The organism is Deferrisoma sp. (assembly GCF_054681715.1).
Genome location: NZ_BAAHFQ010000219.1, coordinates 1 through 4006, shown reverse-complemented (window position 1 = coordinate 4006; position 4006 = coordinate 1). Strand labels below are relative to the sequence as shown.

Sequence of the window (4006 nt, the reverse complement as noted above, 5' to 3'; positions counted from 1 at the left end):
GCCCTGGAGAAGCCCCTTCACGCTGTCGCGCACCTGGCGGATCGCCTTCTGGGCCACGTCGGCCAGGATCAGGGTCTGGTCGTCGATCTTCTCGGCGGGCTTTTGCTCGAGCACCTTGAGGATGCTCGCGGCGGGCTGCTGCCCCAGTTGGGGGTCCACCGGCCCCAGCACCGCGTGCTCCCCCATCACGATCTCGTCGGCGGCCAGGGCGATCAGGGTGCCCCCGCTCATGGCGTAGTGGGGCACGAACACGGTGGTCTTCGCCCTGTGCCGGGCGATGGCCCGGGCGATCTGGTACGAGGCCAGCACCAGCCCGCCCGGGGTGTGGAGCACGATGTCGATGGGCACGTCCGGGTCGGTCATCTGGATCGCCCGGATCACCTCCTCGGAGTCGTGGACGTCGATGTACCGGAACACCGGAAACCCCAGAAGGCTCATGGTCTCCTGGCGGTGCACCATGAGGATCACCCGGGACCCCCGTTCCTTCTCGATCCGGGCGATCAACCGCTTCCGGGCCGCCTCGACCATGCGCTGGCGAAACAGGGGCTGGAGGGCCGAGGCCATGAAGAAGATCCAGAAGAGGTCCAACGGGCTCATCGCGGTCTCCTTTCCGTTCCGGGGGAGTCTCGGGGGCTCCAATATGGACCCGGCACCCGGGTTCGTCAAAGCGAGGGCGGCCGTACCGGGGGGGTGTCGTTTGACCCGCCCCGTCTCCGGGGCTACCCTGTCTTACCTGTAAGGAAATCGCGTGTCCCTGGGGACGACCCAAAGGAGGATCCCATGAGTCCGATGGCAACCACCCGGATGTCCTCGAAGGGGCAGGTGGTGATCCCCGAGGCCATCCGCAGGGCCCTGGGGCTTCGGCCCGGCACCGAGTTCGTGGTGGTCGGGAAGGGGGACGCGGTGGTGCTCAAGGCCATCACCCCGCCGGCACCCGACGAGTTCGATGAGATCATCGCCGAGGCGCGGCGCCAGGCCCGGGAGGCGGGACTCACGCCGGAGGCGGCCCGGGCCGTCCTCGACGAGGTGCGGCGGGGCGCATGAGGGTCGTCGTCGACACGAACGTGGTCGTTTCGGCCGTGTTTTTCGGGGGCCTGCCCCAAGCGATCCTCGACGCCTGGCGCGACGGACGGATCGAGATCGCGGTTTCCGAGGCGATCCTGGCGGAGTACGAGGCGGTTCTCCGGCGCATCGCCGAGCGGTACCCTCCGATCAACCCGGAGCCGGTGCTCCGCCTCCTCTTCTCCAAGACGAGGCTCGTCCAGCCGGTCCGCGTCGACCCCACGGTCTGCGCGGACCCCCACGACCTCAAGTTCGTCGAGGCGGCCCTGGGCGGGGCCGCCCAGATCATCGTGAGCGGCGACCGGCACCTCCTGGCGGTCACCGGGATCCCGGGGGTGACGGTGCTGCGGCCCGCGGAGTTCGTAGACCGCCTCCGCGGCGCGGGATAGATCGGAGAACCGCGGGCGCATCCCTCGGGAGCGCCTCCCCAACCCGCGACAGGGCGAAGAAAGGAGAATCGCGGTGAAGAGCTATCGCAAGGAACTCTGGTTCCAGACCCCCACCCGCCGGGCGTTCCTCAACATCACCCCCCAGGTGGAGGCCTGCCTGCGGGAGAGCGGCATCCGGGAGGGCCTTTGCCTGGTGAACGCCATGCATATCACGGCCTCGGTGTTCATCAACGACGACGAACCCGGGCTCCACCAGGACTTCGAGCGCTGGCTCGAGGACCTCGCCCCCCACGAACCCCTGAGCCGGTACCTCCACAACCGCACGGGCGAGGACAACGGCGACGCGCACCTCAAGCGCACCGTGATGGGCCGGGAGGTGGTGGTGGCCGTGACCGGGGGCCGGCTGGATTTCGGCCCCTGGGAGCAGATCTTCTACGGGGAGTTCGACGGCCGGCGCCGCAAGCGGGTGCTCGTGAAGATCATCGGGGAGTGAAGGGAGGTCAGTCCGTGGAGCGTTTGAGGTCGGGATAGAGCCGGTCGCGGCACTCCGGGCAGATCCCGTGGGTGAACTCGGCGTGGGTGTGCTCGCTGAGATAGGCCTCCAGGGGCCGCCAGGCCCCCTCGTCGTCCCGGATCTTCTTGCACGAGGCGCAGATCGGCAGGAGCCCTTGGAGGGTCTTGATCTCGGCCAGGGCCTTTCGCAGTTCCCCGATCAACCGCTCGTTTTCGGCCTGGACCCGGCGGCGCTCCTCCACCTCGGCCGCCAGGGCCCCGTGGGCCTCGACCAGCCGGTCGCGCTGGGCCCGGAGCCGCTCCCTCAGGCCCGACACGAACCCCCCGAACACTGCGAACCAGGTGAGGAGGAGAGAAAAGATGGCGAAGAGGAACAGCTGGTAGCGGACGTCGAACGCCGCCGGGGCCCGGGCGTACTCGAAGGCCAGAAGCCCCCCGTAGGCCGCGCACACCGCGGCCACCAGCCCCAGGTACTGCCGGAGAGTGAGGGCGAGCATCCCGAACGAGAAGGGGGCCAGGAAAAAGAGGAGAATGATCGGGCGGGCCCTGGGGAGCCAGGCGAGGGGCAACAGCCCCCACACGGACCAGAAGAAGATCTGCTCCCGCGTGAGGGAGGGCTCGCGGAACCGAAGATTGGCGTCGGTGGCGAAGAGGGCGTAGAATCCGGCCACCCCGCCGGCCGCCGCGAGCAGGAGCACCGCCCACCGCCCCGGGGAGATCGTGCCCAGGCCCAGGCGGGTGATCAAAAACGTGGCCAGGAGCACCACCGCCAGGGTGGCCACCGACAGGCCGAACCGCTCGCGCCGGAGGCGTTGGGCCCAGCGCACCGCCTCCTCGGGGGCGAATCCCCGCCCCCCGCCGTCCGGCCCGCCCATCTCCCGCCCTTTCGCCCCCCTACCCGACAACCGCGGCTAGAAGGTGTATTCCTCCGGCTTTTTGAGCCGCTTGATCATGAGCGCGATGTCGTGGGTGACCCCGTCCTTGCGCATGAAATAGTCGTCGAGGGTGCACCGCAGGTCGAACCCCAGGCGCCGGAACGCCTTCACCACCTTGGCGTGCTCCAGGATCACCTCGGCCTTGAGGAACCACAGGCCGCGCTTTTTGCAGATGTCGCACATCTCGAGGATCATCTTGCTCCCCAGGCCCACCCCCCGGAAGTCCTGGGCCAGGAAGATCCGAATCTCCCCCACGTGCCGGGCGCTCTTGGTGCCCAGGTACACGGCGCAGTCCCCCACGATCCGGCCGTCGCAGAAGGCCACCAGCGGCATCACCCGGTCGTAGTTCAGGTTGGCGATCCACCGTTCCACCACGATGGGCTCCTTGACCTCGTCCTTGAGGAACCGGGTGTCGTCCTCGGAGGCCTCGTGAAACAGATCGTAGAGAAGTTTGTGATCCTCCTCCAGCAGCGGCCGCAGGAGCACTCGCCGGCCGTTGTTGAGCGTGACGAACTTCCGGAACACCGAAAAGTTGAACATCGCCTTCCTCCCCGGGAAAACACCGGACCGCGGGATTCGCTCGTCCCGGCCCATCCGGCCGGGAAACGGCCGCAGGGTATCAAACGGCCCGGGAAAGTCAAGCGGCCAAACGCCCGTTCAAAACGAGCCTGCAATGAGCCCGACCCCCGCCACCATCACGGCGCCCGCGGCCAACCTGCGCCTCCAGCCCGTTTCCCGCAACAAGGTTCCCCCCAGCAGGATCGACCACAGCACGCTCGTTCGTTTGAGCGCGATCATGTAACTGGCCGGCGCGATCCGGATCGCCGCGAAGTGGGCGAGGATCATGAGGGCCGAAAACACCCCCACGCCCAGGAGGTCGGCGCTCCAGCGGGGGGCCCCACCCTTCCCCGGCCTCAGGGCCCAGGGGGTCAGGCACAGGGTGAGCGCCGCGTAGTAGAGGAGCCCGAACGTGACCGGGTCGGAGTGCACCACCGCGATCTTCCCCAGGGCCGAGGTCACGCTGTAGAGGGCGGCCACGGCCAGCATGAGCCGGCTCCCCCGCTCCCGGGCCAGGGCCCGCAGCGGCTCGGCCCACCCGAGGCCGGG

Annotated in this window: 7 protein-coding genes; 3 read left to right on the top strand and 4 right to left on the bottom strand. The window is 68.7% G+C overall.

From position 1 onward, the window contains the following. Positions 1-597, bottom strand: a 597-nt coding sequence (locus ACY0I8_RS16810; protein WP_461395670.1) for an SDH family Clp fold serine proteinase, incomplete at its 3' end; no start/stop codon positions are given. Positions 598-780: 183 nt separating this feature from the next. On the opposite strand from ACY0I8_RS16810, the gene ACY0I8_RS16805 reads away from it, so the two are divergent. The 3 genes from ACY0I8_RS16805 (at position 781) to ACY0I8_RS16795 (ending at position 1944) form a co-directional block, all read left to right on the top strand. Then, the gene (locus ACY0I8_RS16805; RefSeq protein ID WP_461395669.1) at positions 781-1044 is read left to right on the top strand and encodes an AbrB/MazE/SpoVT family DNA-binding domain-containing protein; all 264 of its coding nucleotides are present in this window, start codon (positions 781-783) and stop codon (positions 1042-1044) included. Further along, positions 1041-1451: a putative toxin-antitoxin system toxin component, PIN family gene (locus ACY0I8_RS16800; RefSeq protein ID WP_461395668.1), complete on the top strand. Its 411-nt coding sequence runs from the start codon at positions 1041-1043 to the stop codon at positions 1449-1451. The genes ACY0I8_RS16805 and ACY0I8_RS16800 overlap by 4 nt, the downstream gene beginning before the upstream one ends. A gap of 73 nt (positions 1452-1524) precedes the next feature. Next, positions 1525-1944 carry a secondary thiamine-phosphate synthase enzyme YjbQ gene (locus tag ACY0I8_RS16795; protein ID WP_461395667.1) on the top strand — a complete coding sequence of 140 codons (420 nt, stop codon included), beginning with the start codon at positions 1525-1527 and terminating at the stop codon, positions 1942-1944. A gap of 7 nt (positions 1945-1951) precedes the next feature. Here the strand turns inward: ACY0I8_RS16795 and ACY0I8_RS16790 are convergent, their stop codons facing one another. From ACY0I8_RS16790 to ACY0I8_RS16780, 3 genes are all read right to left on the bottom strand, one after another. Next, positions 1952-2839, bottom strand: coding sequence for a hypothetical protein (locus ACY0I8_RS16790; RefSeq protein ID WP_461395666.1), 888 nt, complete (start codon positions 2837-2839; stop codon positions 1952-1954). Between the two features lie 36 nt (positions 2840-2875). After that, complete coding sequence (locus ACY0I8_RS16785) at positions 2876-3439, bottom strand: GNAT family N-acetyltransferase (protein ID WP_461395665.1); 564 nt, start codon at positions 3437-3439, stop codon at positions 2876-2878. A 117-nt stretch (positions 3440-3556) separates the two neighbouring features. After that, positions 3557-4006, bottom strand: a 450-nt coding sequence (locus ACY0I8_RS16780) for an EamA family transporter (protein WP_461395664.1), incomplete at its 5' end; no start/stop codon positions are given.